This is a genomic window from Ensifer meliloti, from assembly GCF_030064585.1.
Classification (GTDB): Bacteria; Pseudomonadota; Alphaproteobacteria; order Rhizobiales; family Rhizobiaceae; genus Sinorhizobium; species Sinorhizobium meliloti.
The window spans coordinates 1,741,583-1,765,227 of the sequence record NZ_CP120365.1 but is presented as its reverse complement, the minus strand read 5'-3'; the positions used below and the strand labels follow the sequence as shown (position 1 = coordinate 1,765,227).

Sequence of the window (23,645 nt, the reverse complement as noted above, 5' to 3'; positions counted from 1 at the left end):
ACGATTTCATGCGGCGCGCTTCGATATCTGCCGTGCGGCCCGCATCAGCAGGCGGCGACGAAACGGTCGACGTCCTCGGCGCGGGTGGCGAAGCTGGTAACCAGGCGATAGAGCCCTTCGTCTTCCGCGAGGCTGCCTTCGAGATCGTGCGGCACTTCCCAATCGTAGAAAAGCGCGCCCTGCCGCTGCAGCCGGCCCGCGGCCTCCCGTTTCAGCACGACGAAGACCTCGTTGGCATCGGGCGCCCAGGCAAGCCGGCTCCCGGCCGAAGCGGTGATGCCGTCGGCGAGGCGCTGTGCCATCGCGTTGGCGTGGCGCGCAAGATCGAGCCAGAGATCTCCGGCAAGATAGGCGTCGAACTGGGCGGCGACGAAGCGCGACTTGGAGAAGAGTTGAGCCGAGCGCTTGCGCAGGAAGTGCATCTCCTGCGCCTTCGAAAGGTCGAAGAGCACCAGCGCCTCGGCGCACCAGCAGCCGTTCTTGGTTCCGCCGAACGAAAGCAGATCGACGCCACGCTTCCAGGTCATCTCGGCCGGTGTCGTACCAAGGCTGACCAGCGCATTGGCGAAACGGGCGCCATCCATGTGCAGCGGCAGTTTATGGGAGCGGGCGATCGAGCCGATCGTTTCGATCTGGTCGAGCGAATAGACGGCGCCGCTCTCGGTCGCCTGCGTCAGCGTCACCGCCATCGGCTGACCGCCATGGACGTTCTCCCTCGGGAACCGCCGAATTTCGGCCTCGAGCTTCGCCGGCTCCATCCTGCCGCGGGCGCCCTCGACCGGGCACAGCCTCGCGCCGTGCGAGAAGAACTCCGGCGCGCCGCACTCGTCGACGTTCACATGCGCTTCGCGATGGCAGAAAGCGATTCCGCCCGCCCGATTGGCGCTCGAAAGCGCAAGGGAATTTGCGGCGGTTCCGGTGCCGACGAAGAATACCGCGACGTCCCTCTCGAAAATCTCCGAAAATCTCTGTTCCACCCTCCGGTCGAGTTCGCTCGTGCCGTAGGCGGAAGCATAGCCCTGCGCATTCGCGACCAGACTTTCGGCAATCGCCGGATGGGCGCCGGCCCAGTTGTCGGAGGAGAAGATCATCTGAAGCTTACCCTGTTTACATCGAGCCACGCGGCGCGCAGAGGCGCGCCGGCGCGACCATAGCCGAGTCCCGTCGGCAAGCAAGCGGCTGCGCTTAACTGTGCCTACCTTGAGTGCCAACCGGAGACCAGTTTGAAACCAAAGTAAAGAAAGTGCCCGGTATCGGTAATTAAATTTCAAAATCGCGCAATTTCCGGCAATGTTCGGCAAAATCTCTCGCATTATTTGCGGCCGAGGCCCTTGCGAAGGGGGGCGGTTTCTGGCATAGAGCGCATGAAATAGGACAGGTTTGCTGTCCTATTTCGGTCTAGGGGCCGGAACAATCGCCGGAAGCACCGTGAAAAGCGGCAGCCGGCGTGAAGCGCGAGGGGGTTTCGCCGGATTTCATCCGGTCGTTATTCCTTGGCGTCAGTATGGTCGCGGACATCAGCGCCTGACGCGGCCGCGCTTCATTTGCGACCTGATCAGGATCATGCGACGATAATGCCCCGGCTTGCCGCCGTGCGAAAAGCGCCATGCGGCAACAGCGTGCGGGCCGCATTATGCCCGGAATTCCCGGGTTCAACAGGAGGGAAAAGATGACGGATCATTCGCCATCACGACAGATTGGGCTCAACCTCGCACAAGACGCTGCGACGGCTGTGAAAACGCCCGCATTCCCCTCCGGGCTGCCGCGAAAACAGGGGCTCTACGATCCACGGAACGAACATGATGCCTGCGGCGTCGGCTTCGTCGCCCATCTCAAGGGCGAGAAGTCGCATCAGATCGTGCGCGATGGCCTCTTCATGCTGGAAAACCTCACGCATCGCGGCGCGGTTGGTGCCGACCCGCTGATGGGTGACGGCGCGGGCATTCTCGTCCAGATCCCCGACCGCTTCTTCCGCGAGGAGATGGCGAAGCAGGGCGTGACCCTGCCGAAGGCGGGCGAATATGCCGTCGGCTATCTCTTCATGCCACGCGACGAGGCGCTTATCGCCCACTTCAAGGAGGTGATCAGCGAGGTCGTGGCCGAGGAGGGCCAGATCGTGCTCGGCTTCCGCGACGTGCCGGTCGACAATTCGTCTCTCTCCAAAGCGCCCGACATCGCCGCGACCGAGCCGCACCATGTCCAGGTGTTCATCGGCGCTGGCCGGGAGGCCGCGAGCAGCGACGAATTCGAACGGCGGCTGTTCACGCTTCGCAAGGTGATCTCCAACCGCATCTATGCGGAAGCCGATGGTGGCGATCTCGGCTTCTATATCGTGTCGCTGTCGACCACCACCATCGTCTACAAGGGCATGTTCCTCGCCTATCAGGTGGGTGCCTATTACAAGGACCTCGCCGACGAGCGCTTCCAGTCGGCCGTCGCACTCGTGCACCAGCGCTTCTCGACCAACACCTTCCCGTCCTGGAAGCTCGCGCATCCCTATCGCATGGTTGCGCATAACGGCGAGATCAACACGCTGCGCGGCAACGTCAACTGGATGGCCGCACGGCAGGCTTCCGTTTCCTCGCCGCTCTTCGGCGACGACATTTCCAAGCTCTGGCCGATCTCCTATGAAGGTCAGTCGGACACGGCCTGTTTCGACAATGCGCTCGAATTCCTCGTGCGCGGCGGTTATTCGCTCTCGCATGCCGTCATGATGCTGATCCCCGAGGCCTGGGCCGGCAACCAGCTCATGTCGCCGGAGCGCAAGGCCTTCTACGAATATCATGCGGCGCTGATGGAGCCGTGGGACGGACCGGCGGCGGTCGCCTTCACCGATGGGCGCCAGATCGGCGCCACGCTCGACCGCAACGGTCTGCGCCCGGCGCGCTACATCGTCACCAGCGACGACCGCGTCATCATGGCGTCGGAGGCCGGCGTTCTGCCGGTCGCCGAGGACAAGATCGTCAAGAAATGGCGGCTGCAGCCCGGCAAGATGCTGCTGATCGACATGGAAGAGGGCCGCATCATCTCCGACGAGGAGGTGAAGTCGTCGCTCGCCGGCAAGCATCCCTATCGCCAATGGCTCGACAACACCCAGCTGATCCTCGAAGAGCTGAAGCCGGTCGAGCCGCGGGCGCTGCGCCGCGACGTGTCGCTGATCGACCGCCAGCAGGCCTTCGGTTATACCCATGAGGACACGAAGCTCCTGATGTCGCCGATGGCGACGACCGGTCAGGAGGCGATCGGCTCGATGGGCACCGACACGCCGATCTCGGCGATGTCCGACAAGCCGAAGCTGCTCTACACCTATTTCAAGCAGAACTTCGCGCAGGTCACCAACCCGCCGATCGATCCGATCCGCGAGGAACTGGTGATGAGCCTCGTCTCGTTCATCGGTCCCCGCCCGAACATCCTCGACCATGAGGGGATGGCGCATGCGAAGCGGCTGGAAGTCCGCCAGCCGATCCTGACCAATGGCGACCTCGAGAAGATCCGCTCGATCGGCCACACCGAGGACCGCTTCGACACGAAGACGCTCGATTTCACCTACGACATTTCCCGCGGTGCCGAAGGCATGCTGGAAATGCTCGATCGTCTTTGTGAAAGGGCGGAAGCGGCAGTCAAGGGCGGCTACAACATCATCGTGCTTTCCGACCGGCAGATCGGTCCGGATCGCGTGGCGATCCCGGCGCTGCTCGCGACCGCAGCCGTCCATCACCACCTGATCCGCAAGGGTCTGCGCACGTCGGTCGGCCTCGTCGTCGAGTCGGGCGAACCGCGCGAGATTCATCATTTCTGCCTGCTCGCCGGCTACGGCGCGGAAGCGATCAACCCCTATCTCGCCTTCGACACGCTCGTCGACATGCACAAGCGCGGCGAGTTTCCGAAGGAAGTCGACGAGAAGGAAGTCGTCTACCGCTACATCAAGGCGGTCGGCAAAGGCATCCTCAAGGTCATGTCCAAGATGGGCATCTCCACCTACCAGTCCTATTGCGGCGCGCAGATCTTCGACGCCGTCGGCCTTTCGTCCGCGCTGGTCGGCAAGTACTTCTTCGGTACTGCAACGACGATCGAAGGCATCGGCCTCGAGGAGATCGCTGCCGAAACCGTGGCGCGTCACAAGGCTGCCTTCGGAAGCGATCCGGTGCTTGCCAATACGCTCGACATCGGCGGCGAATATGCCTTCCGGATGCGCGGCGAAAGCCATGCCTGGACGCCGGACGCCATCGCGTCGCTGCAGCATGCCGTGCGCGGCAATGCCGAGGACCGCTATCGCGAATTTTCCGCGATGATGAACGAGTCTGCGAGCCGCATGAACACGATCCGCGGGCTATTCACGATCAAGGGAGCCGAGGAGGTTGGCCGCAAGCCGATCCCGATCGAAGAGGTCGAGCCGGCTGCGGAGATCGTCAAGCGCTTCTCGACCGGTGCCATGTCCTTCGGCTCGATCAGCCGCGAGGCGCATACGACGCTCGCCGTCGCGATGAACCGGATCGGCGGCAAGTCCAACACCGGCGAAGGCGGCGAGGAGAGCGATCGCTACCTGCCGCTGCCGGACGGCTCGACGAACCCCGAGCGGTCGGCGATCAAGCAGATCGCCTCCGGCCGCTTCGGCGTCACCACCGAATACCTGGTCAATGCCGACGTTCTGCAGATCAAGGTGGCGCAGGGCGCGAAGCCCGGCGAAGGCGGCCAGCTGCCGGGTCACAAGGTCGATGCGACCGTCGCCAAGACGCGGCACTCGACGCCGGGCGTCGGCCTCATCTCGCCGCCGCCGCATCATGACATCTATTCGATCGAAGATCTGGCGCAGCTGATCTACGATCTGAAGAACGTCAACCCGGAGGCCGATGTCTCGGTCAAGCTGGTATCGGAAGTGGGTGTCGGCACCGTTGCGGCCGGCGTCGCCAAGGCGCGCGCCGATCACATCACCATTGCCGGCTTCGACGGCGGCACCGGCGCTTCGCCGCTGACCTCGCTGAAGCATGCGGGTAGCCCGTGGGAGATCGGCCTTGCCGAAACGCAGCAGACGCTGGTGCTCAACGGTCTGCGCTCCCGCATCGCGCTGCAGGTCGATGGCGGCCTGAAGACCGGCCGTGACGTCGTCATCGGAGCGCTGCTCGGCGCCGACGAATTCGGCTTCGCGACCGCGCCGCTGATCGCGGCCGGCTGCATCATGATGCGCAAGTGCCACCTGAACACCTGTCCTGTCGGCGTCGCCACCCAGGATCCGGTGCTCCGGAAGCGTTTCAAGGGGACGCCGGAGCATGTCGTCAATTACTTCTTCTTCGTTGCAGAGGAAGTGCGCGAGATTCTCGCATCGCTTGGCGCCAGACGGCTCGACGACATCATCGGGTCCTCGGATCTGCTCGACCGCGACCGGATGATCGAGCACTGGAAGGCGAGGGGCCTCGACTTCTCGAAGATCTTCCACAAGGTGGAGGCACCGAAGGAAGCGACGTATTGGACGGAGCGCCAGAACCATCCGATCGACGACATTCTCGACCGCAGGCTGATCGAGAAGGCGAAGCTCGCCCTCGAGACCAAGGTGCCGGTCGCCTTCGAGGCCGCGATCAAAAACGTCGACCGCTCGGCCGGCGCCATGCTTTCGGGCGCGCTTGCCAAGCGCTGGGGCCACAAGGGGCTGAAGGACGATACGATCCACGTGACCCTCAAGGGCACGGCGGGCCAGTCCTTCGGCGCGTTCCTCGCCCGCGGCATCACGTTCGATCTCGTCGGCGACGGAAACGACTATGTCGGCAAGGGGCTTTCGGGCGGGCGCATCATCGTCCGGCCGCCGGAGAACGCGCGGATCGTGCCGCACCAGTCGATCATCGTCGGCAATACCGTGCTTTACGGCGCGATTTCCGGAGAGTGCTACTTCAACGGCGTCGCCGGTGAACGCTTTGCCGTGCGCAACTCCGGTGCGATCGCGGTCGTGGAAGGCGTCGGCGATCACGGCTGCGAATACATGACCGGCGGTGTCGTCGTCGTTCTCGGCGGCACGGGCCGCAACTTCGCCGCCGGCATGTCGGGCGGTGTCGCTTACGTGCTCGATGAGGAGGGCGACTTCGCCCGGCGCTGCAACATGGCCATGGTCGAGCTGCAGCCGGTTCCGGAGGAGGACGACATGCTGGAGAAGCTGCATCACCACGGCGGCGACCTCATGCACAAGGGCATGGTGGACGTCTCGGGCGACATGACGCGCCACGACGAGGAACGCCTCTACCAGCTCATCTCGAACCACCTGCACTATACGGGTTCGGTCCGCGCCAAGGAGATCCTCGATCACTGGGCGGATTACCGGCCGAAGTTCCGCAAGGTGATGCCGGTAGAATACCGCCGCGCGCTCGAGGACATGGAGCGCATGAAGATGGCTGAAGCGGCCGAGTAACCGGCCCTCGTGAAAGCGGCTCCCGGCCCGATCGGGTTCAGGGGGCCATCACGCGCGCTCGAGGCGCGCCTGTTGAGATTGAAGATGTCAGGATCATAAGATGGGCAAGGTTACTGGGTTTTTGGAGATCGACCGGCAGGTGGCGAAGTACCAGCCGGCATCCGACCGCATCCGCCATTTCCGCGAATTCACCATTCCAATGTCCGATCAGGAAGTGCAGAAGCAGTCCGCTCGCTGCATGGACTGCGGCATCCCCTATTGCCACGGGCCGACCGGGTGCCCGGTGCACAACCAGATCCCGGACTGGAACGACCTCGTCTATAACGGCAATTGGGACGAGGCGATCCGCAACCTGCACTCCACCAACAATTTCCCGGAATTCACCGGCCGCGTCTGCCCGGCGCCCTGCGAGGAAGCCTGCACGCTGAACCTCGAAGACGTGCCGGTGGCGATCAAGACGGTCGAGCAGGCGATCGCCGACAAGGCCTATGAGATGGGCTATATCGTGCCGCAGCCCGCCGTGACCAAGACCGGCAAGAAGGTCGCGGTCATCGGCTCCGGGCCGGCCGGCATGGCGGCTGCCCAGCAGCTGGCGCGCGCCGGCCACGAGGTGCATGTCTACGAACGCGAGTCCAAGCCCGGCGGACTGCTGCGCTACGGAATCCCGGACTTCAAGATGGAGAAGAACTTCATCGACCGGCGTGTCGAGCAGATGCGGGGCGAGGGCGTGACCTTCCATTGCGGCGTCAATGTCGGTGTCGATGTCGCGGTGCAAAAGCTCGTCGATGAAAACGACGCCGTGCTCTATTGCGGCGGCTCCGAGACGCCGCGCGACGCCGGCATTCCCGGCGTGGAGTTCTTCGGCGTGCACGACGCCATGCCTTATCTGGTACAGCAGAACCGTCGCGTCGGCCGCGAGAACATCGACAGCGTGGGCTGGCCGTCCGAGCCGATCCTCGCCGGCGGCAAGCACGTCGTCGTCGTCGGCGGCGGCGACACGGCATCGGACTGTGTCGGTACCGCCTTCCGCCAGGGCGCCGTCAAGGTGACGCAGCTCGACATTCGTCCGCAACCGCCCGAGAAGGAAGACAAGCTTGCGGTCTGGCCCTTCTGGGCAACGAAGATGCGCACCTCCTCCAGCCAGGCCGAGGGCGCTGTCCGCGAGTTCCAGGTCGCGACGCTCGAGTTTGTCGGCGACGAGGACGGCAATCTCACCGGCGTCAAATGCTGTCAGGTCGACGAGCGCCGCAAGCCGATCGCCGGTACCGAGTTCATCATCAAGGCCGATCTCGCCTTCATCGCGATCGGTTTCCGTGGTCCCTTCGCAGACAGCGTGCTCAAGGATCTCGGCGAGAAGCTGACGGTCAACACCGACCGCCGCGGTTCGACCAATGTCGTCGCCAACGAGCGCGACTACAGGACTTCGGTCGACAAATTGTGGGCGGCAGGCGACATTCGCCGCGGCCAGTCGCTCGTCGTATGGGCGATCCGCGAAGGCCGGCAGGCGGCACGCGCGATCGACGAGGCGCTGATGGGCTCGACGGTGCTGCCGCGGTAGGCTGCCTAGGGCACAGCCCTCGCCTCCGGGAGAAAGTCCGTCGCAAAGGAGCCCGTCATCCGGCTGCCGCCACCTTCTCCCCGCAAGCGGGGAGAAGGGACAAGAGGCGCCACCTTCGCTCCAGCGTCATCTACAGCGCCGCGCGTCCTATCAGACGCGCTAAGTTCGCTGTAGCACTTCGATCTGCTGCATGTTTTTGTCCTTTAATCGAAAACGATTAAAGGAAACATGCAGTAAGACTTTGCGGCGGGGCCGCGAGTCCCCTTCGCCCCGCCTGCGGGGAGAAGGTGCCGGCAGGCGGATGAGGGGCAAAGGCGGTGTTCCCGACGAGCCTCATTTCCGAATCAGCGTGTGGTGCTGCCGGCTTGCCCCTGCTTCGTCAGCCGGAAATCGTCGATACGCCCGGGCGGCGCGACGACCACCTCGCCCTTTTCGATGAGCCGGTCGCGCGGGCTCTTGCCCGTGCTCTTGAGGGGCGTGTCGCCGCCGAGAAGGGCGGTCGCTCCGTCGAGTTCGGGATCGATGAGGCTGATCGGCTGCGTCTTGATGATATCTTCGTTGGCAAGCGGCTTGCTGACGACCAGGTCCTTCAGGCCTTCCGCACCCGGAACGTCCGTCGTCGCGGCCGCTTCGCCCAATAGCTTGCGGATATCCTTTTCGACGTAGAAGGCCAGTTTGCGCTTGCCGGCCTTCGTCAGGTTGATGCCGTCAGACCCCCTGAGGCGGACCTGCTGGCCGTTGATGTCTGAGCCGGTCAGAACGAACTTCCCGCCCTCATCGACGAAGCCGTCCCAGATGTCGATGAACTGGCCGCCGACCTTCTCCACCTCTTCGCGGTAGATGCCGTTGAACGTCACCATGTCGGCGGTCATGGACGTCGATTGGAAGGACGGCATTCCGACCCAGAGGACCGGAAGATTATCCTTGCGCGCGAGCGTCGCCAGTGCGTTGACGCGCTTCCGGTATTCTTCCGTCCAGGCGTCGGTCCGGAACTTCTCCTGCACGTCGCCGATCCGCATCATCTGGCGATCATTGGCGCCGAGGCTCACGACGATGACGGCGGGCTTGAGTTCCGCGATGGCGTCCGGCAGCGCCTTGGGCCAGTCGAAATAGTCGTCGCGGACGATACCCGAGGAGCCGTTGGCGCGCGTCTCGATCACGATGCCGGGCGTCGTTTCGAACGCAACTTTCAAACCGTCACCAAGGCTGCCGGCAACGAAGTCTCCGACGACCAGGACCTTCTTGGCGTCCGGAGATTTCTCCACGACGACCGGCGCGGGCGGCGGTGCTGCGGCTGGCCGCGGCTTGGCCCGGCTCGGGCGAGACTGCCTTGGCTCCGAAGGTTGCGCCCGGCGCTTCTGTATGCGCTGCGGCCGCGGCTGGCGCCGAAGATCGTATTGATCCTCGTAATAGACGCGCCTTTGCGGCGTGAAGACGCCGAAGAGTCTTTGCAGCACGTTGCGCCGCGGCACCCGCTCCTGCGCCTCGGCCACAGTGGCAAAGAAGCCGGCGGCGACCATCGCCGCGGCGCCGAGCAAGACGGGAGCCAGCCGAAGCAAACGCGAAAACAGTCCCTTTCCCCGGGATAGGATCGTCAGCATGATCATTTCACCGTCGAATGGCAGACACTCCCGCAAGCATACGCCAGATCACGGCGATTGGCACCGTTTGATCGGAATCGCCGTGACCGGAGAAAGCGACGGGTGTATTTACCTGCGCAGGGCGCGCAACAGATGCTGCGTAGGCTCTCCGTCCGGCGCCAGGCCGTTCTGGTTCTGGAACGCCTGGATTGCGGCTTTCGAGCCCGAGCCGAAATTGCCGTCGACTTCGCCGTCGTAATAGCCGAGTTCCTTCAACCGGTTCTGCAGCTCGAATTTTTCGCTGATGTCGAGCGAACCGTCCGGACGCGGCCAGCGTTGCTGCATGCCGGCATAGCCTGCGATCTGATCGGCAAGAAGCCCGACCCCGAGCGCGTAGGAATCGGAGGCGTTATAGCGCTTGATGACGAAGAAGTTCTTCGTCATCAGGAAGCCGGGACCGTTACCGCCCCCGGGCAGCTTCAGTTCGGCCCGCATCTTCGGATTGCTGAAGCCCTTGCCGCCCGGGCGGGCGAAGCCGAGGGCCGCCCACTGACCGAGCGTCTTCGTCTGGCCCGAATATTTTGCCCCATTGGCCGGCGGGACGACCTCGTAACCCCATGTTTCGCCGGGTCGCCAGCCGTTCTTCCGCAAGAGATTGGCGGCCGTTGCAAGTGCGTCGGGCACCGAGTTCCAGATATCCCGATGGCCGTTGCCGTCGGCATCGACCGCATAGAGCAGATAGCTCGTCGGAATGAACTGGGTGTGTCCCATGGCGCCCGCCCAGGAACCTGTCAGCTCCCGCGGGGTGATGTCGCCGCTCTGCAGGATCTTCAGTGCCGCGATGAGCTGGGTCTTGGCAAATTTGGACCGTCTCGAATCGGCATAGGCAAGGGTCGCCAGCGCGCGCGGCACGTAGTGCAGCCGGTCGTCTTTCTGGAGAATCGCGCCGTAGTTCGATTCCATCGACCAGATGGCGAGCAGGATGGATTTGTCGACGCCGTAGTGCCGTTCGAGGGCGTTGAGCGTGCGGGCATGCTTCGCCGCCATTTCCTGTCCTATCCGCTTGGTGTACGGATTGACACGCGCGTCGACATACTCCCAGATCTTGTGCTTGAATTCGGGCTGATAGGCCGCCTTCTCCAGCACGGCCGGGTCAGGCGTCTTCACGCCGGCGAAGGCCTTGCGATAGGTCGCCTGGCTGATGCCGTTCTTGGCAGCCGTTGCATAGAAGTTATTGATCCAGTTTTGAAAACCTTGATCCGCACGCGCGGGCGACGACCCAAAAGCGGCGGCAACAACGAGAGCGGCGGCGATATGTCGGAAGAACGTCCTGCGGTTTCTCATCATCTGCTGTCGGTTCCGTTTCTCGGTGGAGCGTTCAGCCGGCGTTCATGCCGGACCGACTACTCCGAGGTTCGCAATTTGCCCGCACCAGGCCACTGGAAAGGGCAGTATGCGGTTCTTCTAGTGACCGGACGGCAAAAAACCGTACCTGGTCGAGGGAGAAGCCTACAGAAACGAAGTCAACAAAGTCTTTACCATGAAAAAACCGAGTCGTCTTCCTTCGCAAAAAATTGGCAATCGGCGACTAAATCCAATTCAATTTTCCTGTTTCAGGCTAGACTGAGATGCACTGCAAGGAGGTGCCAATGACCGACAAGCGCAAAGTCCGCAAAGCCGTTTTCCCCGTTGCAGGTCTCGGGACCCGTTTCCTTCCCGCGACCAAGGCGGTTCCGAAGGAGATGCTGACGGTGGTGGACAAGCCGGTCATCCAATATGTTGTCGATGAGGCGCTCGAAGCCGGGATCGAGCATCTGATTTTCGTGACCGGCCGCAGCAAGGCGGTCATCGAGGACTATTTCGACATCCAGGTCGAATTGGACCAGACGCTGCGCGAGCGCAACAAGAAGGCGGAGATCGAGCTCCTCGAAGCCATGCTGCCGAAGGCCGGCACCACGAGCTTCACCCGCCAGCAGGCACCCCTGGGCCTCGGCCATGCCGTCTGGTGCGCCCGCGATCTCGTCGGCAATGAGCCCTTCGCGCTGCTCCTGCCCGATATGATCATGAAGGGCGAGAAGGGTTGCCTCAAGGGCATGGTCGAGCTCTACGAAGAGTCCGGCGGCAACGTCGTCGCGGTGGAGGAATGCGCGCCCGACCAGGCGCATAAATACGGGATCGTCGGAGTGGGCGAGACGGTCGGCGACGGTTTCAGGATCACCAGGATGGTCGAGAAGCCGGCCAAGGGGACGGCTCCGTCGAACTTCTTCATCAATGGCCGCTACATCCTGCAGCCGGAGATTTTCCCGATCCTGGAAACGCAGGAACGCGGCGCCGGCAACGAGATCCAGCTGACCGACGGCATGGTGAAGCTTGCCGAGGCCCAGGCCTTCGCCGCCTATCACTTCCGCGGCGATACGTATGACTGCGGCGCCAAGGACGGCTTCATCCTGGCGAACGTCGCCTTCGCTCTCGAGCGCGGCGATATCCGGCCCATCGTGGAAGGACCGCTCAAGACGCTCCTGCAGGGTCTTAAGTAATCTCGCTTGTATAGCCGGGAAAGCCGCGCAACGCGGCCTTCCCGCTCAGCGCCGCAGCGTCAGGCCGAGGCCAACCCGCGTGGTATCGGTCGAGGTGCCTTCGTCCCTGTCCGTGCGCTCGTAGCTCACGTCTCCGGTGAGCGCGAGATAGCGGCTCATGTCCCAGGTGAGCCCGGCGCCGGTTCGCCAGGTGGTCTCGTCGGATGCGGTGGCGTCGGAAGGAAAATCGCGCAGGGTGAGACTGTTCGAAAGCCGGCCGACGAGGGTCGAACGCAACTGATGCGTGACCACGTTCGTCAGTTCGTAATTGATCGATCCAGCCTCGCCCGGAGTGGTCGACGGATCGACATAGGTCAGCACGCCGAAAAGGACGTCGGTGCCGCGGTGCGGCGACCAGTTGACGCGGCCGTCGAGCGAGAGCCCGCTCAGGTCTGCGAGCCGTGCATCGTCGAAGCGGAAGGTCTCGTAACCGAGCGCCAGTTCTCCGTTGAGCTTCTCGCCGAGATCGACCTCCATGCCGGCGCGGCCCGCATAGCTCTCATAGGAGCGCTCGAAGCCGAACGTATCCCGACGCAGATCATAGATCGATTTGCCGACGGAGGCCTCGAGGAAGGGGATGAGGGCGGGCGAAAGCTCGTAGCCGATCCGCCCGGTGAGCGTGCCGAGATTGCGGTCGCGGTCCTCCTGCGAGAGCGTCGTGCCATTGTCGAGCTCGACATCGCCATAGGTGCGGCGCTCGAAATCCACGCCGAGCGAGCCGCGAATGAGACCGAGGTCGCGCTCGACCGCGGCGCCCAGCCGATAGCTGTCGACGCCGGATTGGCTGTCCGCATTGGCGATGGCATTCGGGTCGTTCGCATCTTCGCGTTCGAAACTGTAGCCTGCCCTCAGCCGCGCAATGGTCTGCGCGCCGAGGTCGAGGCGCAGTTCTGCGTCGATGTCGGCGCGCGGCTCCTCCTGGCCTTCGCCGGATATGTTGTCCTGGATCACGCCTTCGCCGGTCACGCTGAGCTGATGGCGGGACCAGTCGGAAGTGAGCGAACCCTTGAGCCCGGTCTCCATGAAGCTCCGGCTCTGGCTGCTGCCGCCGTTCTTCTGCCGTTCGTGGTTGAAGGTCTCGCTGAGCGCCGGCTTCAGAACGAAGGTACCGATGCGAATGCCGGGTGCCTGGCCGTCATCGGGATCGATCCGCCTGCGCAGCCCGTCGATCGTCTCCTCGCGCCGGTTCAGGCGGTTGAAGTCCTCGTCCAGAGCCGGCGAAAGGTCGGTGCCGGCAACGGCGCCGGTCGACTGCGGGTCGATCGTCGCGGGAAGCGGCTGACCTGCAGGGATGGCGACGGTGGCGCTCGCGGGCGGTGGATTGCCGAGGCTTTGCGCGCTCGCCGGCGCACAGGCGAGAAAAGCGCAGCCCGCCAGCAGCCATGCCGGCGGCTTCACACGCAAGGCGCCCGCCATCATCGAGCGTGAGATATTGGGCACCATGCGCCGTCTGTCCGCAATTGATTGCAATCGTTTCGCAATCGTAAAGGCGCGTGGTTAATCAATCGTTTCTCTGCCGCGCTTTCCGAACGCGGTTTTCCGATGTGCTCAGATCTGCTCGACCGTCAGGTGGCGGCCGCTGCTCGCGACGATGCGAACGCGTGCGCCGACCGGAAGGTCGGGGCCTTCGACGGACCAGGTCGTGTCGTCGAGCCGGACGCGTCCGCGGCCTTCCGCGATCGGCTGCTCGAGCACTGCCGTCCGTCCGACCAGGCTTTCGCCGCGCCTGTTGAGCAGCGGCTCGTCGCTCTCGGCGGAAGAGGAGACGAAGCGCCGCCCGATAAGGACGGAGGCGACCGAAAGCAAGGCGAAGGCGACGAACTGCACCTGCCAGCTCCAGAACGGCGCCTCCCAGAAGAAAAGCGAGAGGGCCCCGGTGACGAGCGCGGCGAGCGCGATCCACACGAGGAAGACGCCGGGCAGGATCAGCTCCGCCGCCAGCAGCAGGAGACCGAGGACCCACCAGCTCCAGGGGCCGAGTTCGAGGATGATGCGCGTGATCATGGGCGATCCTCAAGGCGTTTCCGAGGGAACGGAAGGACCGGTTCGGGGCGTGGACTGGCGCTGGCGCGGGGAGGACGCGGTGCCTTCACCGAAGACCTCCTTCGCGATCGCGCCTATGCCGCCGAGTGATCCGATGAGCGACGAGGCTTCCATCGGCATCAGGACGATCTTCTGGTTGTTAGCCGTCCCGATCGCGGCAAGGGCCTCGGTGTATTTCTGCGCGACGAAATAGTTGATCGCCTGCACGTCGCCGGCGGCGATCGCCTCGGAGACCATCCGGGTCGCCTTGGCCTCCGCCTCGGCCAGGCGCTCGCGTGCCTCCGCCTCGCGATAGGCGGCCTCGCGCTGGCCTTCGGCCTGGAGGATCGCCGATTGCTTCGCGCCTTCGGCACGCAGGATCTGCGCATTTCTCGAGCCCTCGGCTTCGAGCACCTGCGCGCGCTTCTCGCGCTCCGCCTTCATCTGCCGGGCCATGGCGTCGACCAGGTCTTTCGGCGGCGCGATGTCCTTGATCTCAATGCGGGTGATCTTGATGCCCCAGGGATTGGCGGCCTCGTCTACGACGTGGAGCAATCGATCATTGATCGTGTCGCGGTTCGACAGGAGTTCGTCGAGGTCCATCGAGCCCATGACGGAGCGGATATTGGTCATCGTCAGGTTGAGGAGCGCGTTTTCCAGATTGGCGACCTGGTAGGCCGCCTGTGCGGCGTTCAATACTTGGTAAAAGGCGACCGCATCCGCGGAGACGCTCGCATTGTCCTTGGTGATGACCTCCTGCGTCGGAACGTCGAGCACCTGCTCCATCACGCTCAGCTTGGAACCGATGCGATCGATGAAGGGGACGATGAGATTCAGCCCCGGCTCCATCGTCCTCGTGTAACGGCCGAAACGTTCGACCGTATATCGGTAGCCCTGCGGCACCGTCTTGATCCCGGCAAAGAGCACGAGGATCACGACAACGACGAATGCGACGACTGCGATATCCATACCGCCCATGACAGCCCCTTCCTTTTGCAACTCCAGCGTTTGGAGTCGCGCCCGAGTGATCAGGTGGCGATTCGCCGGGATAATTCAAGCGTGTCGGGAAGGTCCGCGCGTTTCTGCGATGCCTCACGGCCGAATGTCGTCAAGACAAATGGGTCAGGTCCCGTTATCGGCATGATCGAGGTGGCGGATTGCGCGGTAGAGGTTCGCCTGCCGGCGGGACAGCGCCGCCCATGCTTCCGCGGTAGCAGGGCGAGGTTCAACCTGTTCGGCGAGGCGCGACATGGCGTCGGCGGCCTCGCTGAAATGCCCGTACCAGCCGGCGCCGACGGCGGCGGACATGCCGGCGCCGAGCGCGGAGGCCTCGTTGGAAAGGCTGCGAATGACAGGCAGGCCGCTGGCATCGGCGACCATCTGTCGCCACAGAGGGCTGCCGGCGCCGCCGCCGATGACGAAGATGCGGTCGGCGGCCACTCCCATCGATTTCATCTCGAGAAGGGATCGGACGAATTCCAGCGTAATCGCCTCCATTGAGGCACGGTAGAGATGGCCTATGCCTGTCTCCGGACCCATGCCGGTGAAGGTGGCACGGGCATTCGCGTCCCAGTGCGGGTCCATGCAGCCCATCAGATAGGAGCACACGGTAACGCCGCCCGAGCCGACATCCAGGCTGCTGGCTTCCGATTCGAGCCGGTCGAAAATGGCAGGGTCCGAACGGCCGCCGGCAAAGGCGTCCAGCAGCCAGTTGACGAAATAAGCGCCAGCGCGCTGGCAGCTTTCGAGCAGGTAGCCTTCGCCGCTTGGCGAGACCAACGTGCGCCAGTAGCGGCTGAGCTTGCGAGTGGGCGACCAGCAGCCGCCGACGGCGGCCGTTCCGAGATTGAGATAGACGACCCCCGGCTTGATCACGTTGACCCCGAGGCCGGCGCAATGGCCATCGCCGCCGCCGGCATAGACCGGCAGCCCTGCCGCAAGGCCCGTCGCCATCGCGGCATGCGCGGTGACCCGGCCGATCAGGGTGCCGGGGCGGTAAAGCGGCGGCAGCTTGGTGACTGGAATGCCGAGGTGATCGAGAATCGCGCGGGACCATTGCTTCGTCTCGATATCCAGGAGGCCGAAGGGATCGCCGCTGGTCCAGCTCGCCGCGGCTTCATCCGTCAGCTTTTGAGTCAGGAAATCGTGAACGCTCAGGATCTGCGCCGCGCGGTCCAGAAGTTCCGGCTCGTGTTGGCGATAATAGCGAAGGCGATAGACGCAGGGAATGACGTCGACCGGCTTGCCCGAAATCGCATGCAGCCGCTCGCCGCCGAATTCATCGGCCAGCGACTGCACCACATCCTGTGCGCGGCGGTCGAGCCAGACGGTTGCCGGGGCGAGCGGTTTTCGGTCCTCGCCGAGCAGGACCATCGTTTCGCGCTGGTTTGAAATCGCGATGCCGTCGACGCGGTCGGCATCGATCTGGCTCATGAGCGATGACAGCGCCTGGCAGGCGGCCGACCACCAGTCCTCGGCGTCCTGCTCCGCCTTGTGCGGATGCGGCGTCGAAATGCGGTGCGGTGCGCGGCCCTCGGCCCGCGGTGTGCCGTCGGCCGTCCAGGCGACTGCCTTGACGGACTGGGTCGATGAATCCATGCCGATGACATAGCGTTCGTCGGGCTGCATGCGCATCTCCTCCACGACGAAAGGCCACGCGGTCCTTCCGTCCTCCTCAGGCCGCAGCAGATGCAGCAGCCTTTCCTCCCTATCGGCCCTGACGCCGGTCCTGCCTACCGGCCGGGCAGCCGGCTCATGCCGCCAGCAACGCCTCTCCCGTGGCGATGTCGGTAACGAAATGGGTGGCGTAGCCGGCTTCGAGAGTGGCGGTGATCGCAGCGATCTTGACCGCGCCGCCCGCCACGCAGATACGGCTCGCCACCTGCTTCAGCTCGTCGAGCGAGATGCCGACCATCCGTTCGTCATGGTCGCCGCCGATGGCGGCGCCGTGCGAATCGATGAAGCGTCCGATAATCACGGCTGCGGCGCCGCGCGCCACGTAGTCATCGATCTCCTCCTTGCTGGCGATGCCGGAGGCCCGCACCGTGCTCTTCGGCCCGATGTCGCCGACGCCGAAGAGAATGCGGTTGGTCGAATGCACCAGTTCCATCTGCTTCTTGAGCACGGGCTCGTTGAGCAGCGCCGCCTTCAGTTCTCGCGTCGACAGCACGGCCGGCGCCAGAAGGTTGACGCAGCGCGCGTGGATACGGTTCGAAAGCAGAGACGTGCAGAGTTCGGGCGAGAAATTCGGCTCCCCAGTCGAGCTGCCGGAGACTTGCACCACAGTCAGGTTGCCGACCGGGCGCGCCAGCGAAATGCGGTCGGCGACTGCGAGCACGGTGCGACCCCAGGCGACGCCGATCGTATCGCCATCCTCGATCTGGTCGGCCAGTACGCGTGCGCCGGCGTCGCCGAGCCGCTGCGACAGGCTGTCCTCGTCTCCGCTCGGGATGACGAAGGCGCCCTGGAGGCCGAACTTCTCCATCAGAGCGCGGGCGACGCTGGTGCGGCCTCCGGCCTTGGGATTGATGTTGACGGAGACGATGCCGCGCTCTCGCGCCTCCTGCAGGTAATTGACGATGGTTGCGCGTGATACGTTTAGCTGCTTGGCGATCTCGCTCTGCGTCATCTGGTCCGCATAGTAGAGCCATGCGGCCCACATGACGGCGTCGTCGAATTCGGTGGGCACACCCGCCGGGGGCTCCTCGCCAGTTCTGCCTGAAGTCTTTTCCCTTGCCATGCCGTTATCTGGCAGAGGCTGGTGGCATTTGTCAATCATCCCTGTCATGTGTATTGACATATGCCAACGTGTGTTGTCATATGCTATCCAACTTAAAAGCGGATCGAGGAATGGAAACGGCAAGCCAGCAGAATATCGCCGCAGATGCACCCGAAGGAGGCTGGACGGCCCTCATCGACGACATTCTCACCGGTGACTGGATCAATCCTGAGACGGGCAGCCGGGCGACCGTTCCCTATGAGAAAATCGTCATCAAAGAGAGCCTCGACGGCGCGGAGGCCGATCTCGTTGCCAGTCTCGGATTAGGCGAGCGCTACACGGTGGTCGCGGACGAGGCTACCTGGGATGCGATGGGCGGGCGCGTCGCAGCCGCGCTGAAGAGCCTCGGGCCGGTCGACACGGTCATCCTCGACCATCCGCATGCAGACATGGGTGCCGTGAACGACCTGACCGAAAGGCTTGCGAATGCCGACGCCGTGGTGGCGGTCGGCTCCGGCACGATCAACGACCTCTGCAAGTTCGTCACCGGCCGCATCAACCGCCGTTATGCCGTTTTCGCGACGGCCGCCTCGATGAACGGCTACACCTCCACCACGGCCTCCATCACTTTGCAAAACGGCCTCAAGGTCTCGCTATCGTCGCATGCGCCGGCTGGCTTCTTCGTCGATCTGGCGGTTACAGCCGCGGCTCCTCGCTATCTCTCTGCGGCGGGTTTTGCCGATTGCCTCGTGCGCTCCGTCGCTCAGATCGACTGGTGGATGTCCCACCGGCTGATCGGCAGCCTCTATTCGAGCGTGCCCTATATCATCCAGGATGCCGACGAACGCGCGCTGAACGCGCGTGCGGCCGGTATCGCCCAGGGTAGCATCAGTGCGAATGGCTATCTTCACCGCGTCCTTACGCTTTGTGGCTTCGGTGTCTCCTTCACCGGCATGTCGAACCACGGCTCGATGGGCGAGCATCAGGTCTCGCACTATATCGACTGCTTTGCCGGCGAGGATCATCCGGGCACGCTGCACGGCCAGCAGGTGGGCGTGGCGACGCTGACCATGGCGCGGCTGCAGCGCATCTTCCTCGACAGCGACAAGCCGCCGGTCATCCGCCCCACAAGGATCGACCCTGCGGATATGGCCCGGCGCATGGGCGGCGACATCGCCGCCCAATGCTACGCCGAAATTCAGCCGAAGATTTTCGATGAGCGGTCCGCCGCCGAGATCAACGAAAAGCTCACCGAGCTCTGGCCGACGCTCCGCCGGGAACTGGAGGCTTTCGCGCTGCCGGTCGCCGAAATGAAACAGCTCTTGCGGGATGCCGGCGGCCCGATGACGGCAGCCGATCTCGGTCTGTCGGCCGATTTCTACCGCGAGGCGGTGCTGCACTGCCGCGAAATGCGCAACCGTTACACTTTCCTCGATATTGCCGCCGATGCCGGCCTCCTCGAGGATTTCGTCGGCGGGGAGACGTGAGACGATGCGCGCGGTTACCGAGATGCCGATCGATGTCGCCGCCCGGATCACGGTGCTCTTCGCCGACATCGACGATACGCTGACCAACGAGGGGCTGCTGCCGGCCGCAGCCTATGACGCGGTCGAGCGCCTGACGGAAGCAGGGGTGGCGGTAGCTCCTATTACCGGCCGGCCGGCAGGATGGTGCGACATGATCGCCCGCATGTGGCCGGTCGCGGGCGTCGTCGGCGAAAACGGCGCCTTCTATTTCGCCTATGACCGAACGAGACGCCGCATGCGCCGCAGCTTCGCCATCGCCGATGCCCAGCGCGCCGCCGACCGGGAGAAGCTCGCCCGGGTGCGCGCCCGCATCCTCGCCGAGGTGCAGGGGGCGGCAGTCTCCGCGGACCAGCTCTATCGCGAGGCCGACCTCGCAATCGATTTTTGCGAGGATGTGCCAACGCTTCCGGTCTCGGACGTCGACCGAATCAAGCGCATCTTCGAAGAGGAAGGCGCCGTCGCCAAGGTCTCCTCCATCCATGTCAATGGCTGGTATGGAGCCTATGACAAGTTGACCATGACGCGCCGGTTTGCCGACGACATCCTCGGCGTCGACATCGACGCCGAGCGCGACAGGATCGTCTTCGTCGGCGACAGCCCGAACGACGCGCCGATGTTCGGCTTCTTTCCCAATGCCTGCGGCGTTGCGAACGTGCTGGCCTTCCAGGGCCGCATCGATGCGGAGCCGGCTTATGTGGCCGAGCGCGAGGGCGGCCATGGCTTCGTCGAAGTTGCGAACCGCATTCTCGACGCCCGGTCGGGAAGGAGTGCAGCATGAGGAGCGCGGTGTACGACATCGCCATTGTCGGCGGCGGCATCAATGGCGCAGGCGTAGCCCGCGACGCGGCCGGTCGAGGCCTGAAGGTACTGCTGGCCAAACAATCCGATCTCGGCTCGGCCACCTCCTCGGCCTCGACCAAGCTCATTCATGGCGGCCTGCGCTATCTCGAACACCACGAATTTCGGCTGGTTCGCCACGCTCTGGAAGAACGTGAACGGCTCTGGGCGATTGCGCCGCACATTATTTGGCCGCTGCGCTTCGTGTTGCCGCACCGCAAGGGCCTGCGTCCCGCCTGGCTGCTGCGGCTCGGCCTGTTTCTCTACGATCATCTCGGGGGGCGCAAGCTCCTGCCGGGGACGAAGACGCTGCGGCTGAGGACCCATCCGGCGGGCGAGGCGCTGCGCGACATTTCGGCGATCGGCTTCGAATATTCCGATTGCTGGGTGCAGGACAACCGGCTTGTCGTGCTCAATGCGCGCGATGCGGCGATGAGAGGGGCTGATATCAGGGTACGCACCCGTTGCGTCGCCGCACGCCGCGACGGCGCTCTCTGGCGGCTGACGCTCGAAGACGCCGAAACCGGTCGCAAGAGCGAGGCCACGGCCCGCGCACTGGTCAATGCCGCAGGCCCTTGGGCCGACAAGGTGGTGTCCGATGTCGCCGGCATCGGGGCGCGAGGCTGCGTTCGTCTCGTGCAGGGCAGCCATATCGTCGTCAGAAAACTCTATGAGCACGATCGCTGCTACATCTTCCAGAATCCGGACGGCCGCATCTTCTTCGCCATTCCCTATGAAGAGGACTTCACCCTCATCGGCACGACGGACCGTGATTACAAGGGCGCTCCCGAGGCGGTCGCAGCCTCGGCGGAGGAAGTCGACTATCTGCTTGCCGCAGCATCGTCCTATTTCCGCACGGAGCTTTCGACAGCCGATGTCGTCTGGACCTATTCCGGCGTGCGCGCCCTTTTCGACGACGGCGCCGCCAACGCGCAGGAGACGACGCGCGACTATGTGCTGCAACTGGACCGGCCGGGGGCGCAGGCGCCGATGCTTTCCGTATTCGGCGGCAAGATCACCACCTATCGCTGCCTTGCGGGTGACGTTCTGGACAAGCTCGCCACAGTCTTTCCGGATTGGAGCAGGCAGCGAGGCTGGACGGCGACGCAGCCGCTGCCCGGCGGCGCCTTTCCGGCCGGAACGGCCGATGATCTCGCAAGAGCCATTCTCGATGAGCATCCCTACCTCACCGAGCGGGAGGCGCGCCGGCTCGTACGCCATTACGGGCTGGAGGCGCGGGACATTCTCGGCAAGGCGCAGGATCGCCTCGATCTCGGCCGCGATTTCGGCGGCTCGATGACCGAGGCGGAAATCACCTTCCTTATGGAACGCGAATTTGCGCTGACGGCTGCCGATGCCGTCTGGCGGCGCACGAAGTCCGGATTGCGGATGACAAGCGAGGAGATCGAGGCGCTGGACCGATACATGCGGGAGCGGCGCGGCGCCGGTGCGACTTCGCGCGCAGCCGGATAGGCCTGCCGCTTCCTGAAAAGGGCGGGGGTCCGAAGGAGGAGACGACGGTTTTATCCATGCCGTCGCGGAATGGTCGGAGGGGACGGGCAAGGGGCGGGAGACCGCCGCCCGTGATGTCCGTGGGAGGAGAAGGCAATGTCCATTGCACAGGTGAAGCGCATCGCGATCTCGGATTCGCCGTGGCCATGGCTCCTGCCGCTGATCGCGCTGCTCGTCGTCTTCACCATCTATCCGTTCTTCTACAATATATGGCTCAGCTTCCACGAGTTCGTACCGAAGAGCCGCGGCCTCAAGTTCGTCGGCGTGGACAACTGGATTCAGCTTTGGAACGACAGCCGCTTCTGGGGCGCGCTTGGCGTCACCTTCCTCTATTTCGCCGTGGCCCTGATCATCGAGATCACCCTCGGCATGGCGATCGCGCTTCTGCTCGACGCGGAACTGCCCGGTTTCGGGATGCTGCGCGCGGTGCTTTCGATGACGCTGGTCATCCCGCCGGCTATCGCCGGCATGATGTTTCTCCTGATGGAGGATTCGCAGTTCGGTGCGCTCTCCTATCTCCTCGGCCTCGTCGGCCTGCTCGACAAAGCGACGCCGATGCTTGCCACGTCCTCGCTGGCGCTGATCGGCGTGCTGATCGCGGAGGTCTGGCAATGGACGCCGTTCATGGTGCTGATCTTCCTGGCCGGGCTGCGATCGCTGCCGGCTGAACCGTATGAGGCGGCGATGATCGACGGAGCATCGTCCTTGCAGATGTTCCGCCGGCTGACGCTGCCGATGATGTCGCGCGTCATCGCCGTGGCGGTGCTCCTGCGCGGCATCGATCTCTTCCGCGTCTTCGACTACGTCTTCGTCATGACTTCGGGCGGCCCCGGCACCGCGACGTATACGGTCAGCCTCTATGCGTGGCAGCAGACCTTCTCCTTCCTGAAATGGGGCTACGGCGCAACGCTGAGCCTGACGAGCCTGATCATCGTCATGGTCATGGCCAACATATTCATCCGCGTTGCAAAGGTGAGGTGGTAACATGCATCAGAGCGCTTTCACCCGCACGCTGCGCACCATTGCCGGCTGGCTCGTCGTCGGGGCTTTCTTTTTCCCGATCTATTTCTGGACCTCGGTCGCGTTCCGTGACGCCAAGGACATTTTCAACTGGCCGCCGATCTTCTTCGGCTTTCAGCCGACCGTAAGGAATTTCGAACAGGTCTTCGGCATCTCGCTGGGCTTCGGTTTCGGCAGCCAGGAAACCGTGACCCCGGGCGGGGGCAACTTCTACATGGGCCCCCGCCTCTGGGACTCTATCGTCGTGGCATCCTTCTCGACGGTGCTGGCGATCGTGGTCGCGACGCTTGCTTCTTATGCGCTGTCGCGCATGCACTTCCGCGGCCGCCACGAATTCGTCAACTGGGTGCTGTCGACCCGCATGATGCCGCCCGTTGCGGTGGCGATCCCGATGTTCTTCATCTTCAAGCAGTTCAACCTGCTCGACACCTATACGGGCGTCATTCTGGTTCATGGTCTGATGAACCTGCCGCTGGCGGTGTTGCTCCTGAAGAGCTTCTTCGACGACATCCCCGCGGAAATCGACGAGAGCGCGCTGCTCGACGGCGCGTCGCGCTGGACGATCTTCCGCCGCATCGTGCTGCCGATGGCCAAGGGCGGCATCGCCGCCACCGCCGTGCTCTGCTTCATCTTCTCGTGGACGGAGTTCCTCTTCGTCCTGACCTTGACGCAGACGGGCCTGAAGACCGTGCCGGTCGTGTCGTCGACCTTCGTGACATCGATCGGAACCGCCTGGGGCAATATGGCGGCCCTCGGCGCGGCGGCGATCGTGCCCGCCTTCATCGTGATCCTGCTCGTTCAGCGCCACCTGGTGCGTGGTCTGACGATGGGTTCGCTGAAGCAGTGAGAATGCGGCGCGCGCGCCGACAACAGGAGATATCGGAGCCACTTCCGGCACCCGA

At 64.0% G+C, this 23,645-nt stretch carries 16 protein-coding genes; 8 read left to right on the top strand and 8 right to left on the bottom strand.

All coding sequences use genetic code 11. The annotated features are described in order from the left end of the window. Positions 1-44: 44 nt before the first annotated feature. Positions 45-1,091: a threonine aldolase family protein gene (locus PZL22_RS15620; RefSeq protein WP_003531130.1), complete on the bottom strand. Its 1,047-nt coding sequence runs from the start codon at positions 1,089-1,091 to the stop codon at positions 45-47. Positions 1,092-1,669: 578 nt separating this feature from the next. Between PZL22_RS15620 and gltB the strand changes: the two genes are divergently transcribed. Continuing rightward, positions 1,670-6,394, top strand: a complete 4,725-nt coding sequence (gene gltB / locus PZL22_RS15615) for a glutamate synthase large subunit (protein WP_003531128.1) — start codon at positions 1,670-1,672, stop codon at positions 6,392-6,394. Positions 6,395-6,494: 100 nt separating this feature from the next. Continuing rightward, positions 6,495-7,952, top strand: coding sequence for a glutamate synthase subunit beta (locus PZL22_RS15610; protein ID WP_003531126.1), 1,458 nt, complete (start codon positions 6,495-6,497; stop codon positions 7,950-7,952). Positions 7,953-8,296: 344 nt separating this feature from the next. Here PZL22_RS15610 and PZL22_RS15605 read toward each other — a convergent pair whose 3' ends face one another. Together PZL22_RS15605 and PZL22_RS15600 are read right to left on the bottom strand one after the other, a co-directional pair. Beyond that, positions 8,297-9,559, bottom strand: a complete 1,263-nt coding sequence (locus tag PZL22_RS15605; RefSeq protein WP_003531124.1) for an SGNH/GDSL hydrolase family protein — start codon at positions 9,557-9,559, stop codon at positions 8,297-8,299. Between the two features lie 102 nt (positions 9,560-9,661). Further along, positions 9,662-10,879 carry a lytic murein transglycosylase gene (locus PZL22_RS15600; RefSeq protein WP_003531122.1) on the bottom strand — a complete coding sequence of 406 codons (1,218 nt, stop codon included), beginning with the start codon at positions 10,877-10,879 and terminating at the stop codon, positions 9,662-9,664. Between the two features lie 302 nt (positions 10,880-11,181). Between PZL22_RS15600 and galU the strand changes: the two genes are divergently transcribed. Further along, entirely contained in the window at positions 11,182-12,069 is an 888-nt protein-coding gene (gene galU, locus PZL22_RS15595; protein WP_003531120.1) for a UTP--glucose-1-phosphate uridylyltransferase GalU, read from the top strand. Positions 12,070-12,114: 45 nt separating this feature from the next. On the opposite strand, the gene PZL22_RS15590 is transcribed toward galU, so the two are convergent. The 5 genes from PZL22_RS15590 to PZL22_RS15570 form a co-directional block, all read right to left on the bottom strand. Beyond that, positions 12,115-13,551, bottom strand: a complete 1,437-nt coding sequence (locus tag PZL22_RS15590; protein ID WP_003531118.1) for an outer membrane beta-barrel protein — start codon at positions 13,549-13,551, stop codon at positions 12,115-12,117. A 105-nt stretch (positions 13,552-13,656) separates the two neighbouring features. Beyond that, positions 13,657-14,112 (bottom strand): NfeD family protein, encoded by a 456-nt coding sequence (locus PZL22_RS15585; protein WP_003531117.1) that lies wholly within the window; start codon positions 14,110-14,112, stop codon positions 13,657-13,659. A 9-nt stretch (positions 14,113-14,121) separates the two neighbouring features. After that, the gene (locus PZL22_RS15580; protein ID WP_003531115.1) at positions 14,122-15,108 is read right to left on the bottom strand and encodes an SPFH domain-containing protein; all 987 of its coding nucleotides are present in this window, start codon (positions 15,106-15,108) and stop codon (positions 14,122-14,124) included. A gap of 144 nt (positions 15,109-15,252) precedes the next feature. After that, entirely contained in the window at positions 15,253-16,758 is a 1,506-nt protein-coding gene (locus PZL22_RS15575; protein WP_033048855.1) for a xylulokinase, read from the bottom strand. A 124-nt stretch (positions 16,759-16,882) separates the two neighbouring features. Further along, positions 16,883-17,869, bottom strand: coding sequence for a sugar-binding transcriptional regulator (locus PZL22_RS15570; RefSeq protein ID WP_033048848.1), 987 nt, complete (start codon positions 17,867-17,869; stop codon positions 16,883-16,885). Positions 17,870-17,979: 110 nt separating this feature from the next. Here PZL22_RS15570 and PZL22_RS15565 point away from each other — a divergent pair, with 110 nt between their 5' ends. The 5 genes from PZL22_RS15565 (at position 17,980) to PZL22_RS15545 (ending at position 23,590) form a co-directional block, all read left to right on the top strand. Beyond that, positions 17,980-19,335 carry a sn-glycerol-1-phosphate dehydrogenase gene (locus PZL22_RS15565; RefSeq protein WP_003531110.1) on the top strand — a complete coding sequence of 452 codons (1,356 nt, stop codon included), beginning with the start codon at positions 17,980-17,982 and terminating at the stop codon, positions 19,333-19,335. 4 nt (positions 19,336-19,339) lie between these two features. Further along, positions 19,340-20,152, top strand: a complete 813-nt coding sequence (locus PZL22_RS15560; RefSeq protein ID WP_003531108.1) for an HAD-IIB family hydrolase — start codon at positions 19,340-19,342, stop codon at positions 20,150-20,152. Next, entirely contained in the window at positions 20,149-21,684 is a 1,536-nt protein-coding gene (gene glpD / locus PZL22_RS15555) for a glycerol-3-phosphate dehydrogenase (protein ID WP_003531106.1), read from the top strand. Before PZL22_RS15560 ends, glpD begins: the two co-directional genes overlap by 4 nt. Positions 21,685-21,819: 135 nt before the next feature. After that, a complete protein-coding gene (locus PZL22_RS15550) occupies positions 21,820-22,707 on the top strand; it encodes a carbohydrate ABC transporter permease (RefSeq protein ID WP_003531104.1) in 888 nt (295 codons plus the stop codon). Position 22,708: 1 nt separating this feature from the next. Next, positions 22,709-23,590 (top strand): carbohydrate ABC transporter permease, encoded by an 882-nt coding sequence (locus PZL22_RS15545; protein WP_003531102.1) that lies wholly within the window; start codon positions 22,709-22,711, stop codon positions 23,588-23,590. The last annotated feature ends 55 nt before the right edge of the window (positions 23,591-23,645 follow it).